Here is a 508-nt window from a genome sequence, read left to right on the forward strand (position 1 = left end):
TACCAAAGGCAATTTCTGGTGGCGGTGCCATTACTAAGACAACTGCTAAAGCAATTAAAGGGACCAAAACGACTTGATTCATTAAGCCTACAAAAAAGGCTTTGGGATAGGTAATAATAATTTTAAAGTCGCTAGGTTTTAGCCCTGTTCCTAAGGTAAACATGATATAGGCGAGTGCCAGAGGAAGTAGCGCCAATGCGGTATTACTCATGAAACGTTCCTTGTAAAATTAACAGTCATATCAGAATGACTCTTTAAATAGCCCACAATCCTTGTGGCAATAACATTATAAATATACCCTAAAACATACTTACAGATACAATAAAAGCCCATATATTTATATGAGCTTTTAGTTATTTCGCTAAGTTTTGACTGTCAGGATTTATCTCATTAGTATTACATCGGTTTTGAATTGCATTATCTATCCTAAATTGGATAGATCAGTCGTCTAATAAATCCATACGCTTAGCAGCTTCATAAATACCTGTCGAGCGATTGCCCGTACGGC

General features: G+C 36.6%; 1 pseudogene. It reads right to left on the minus strand.

What is annotated here, in order from left to right:
• Positions 1-211, minus strand: a pseudogene (locus ACS8FD_RS24845) (bile acid:sodium symporter family protein); the annotation flags it as partial.
• Positions 212-508: the final 297 nt, after the last annotated feature.

Source organism: Psychrobacter sp. 1U2 (assembly GCF_051847575.1).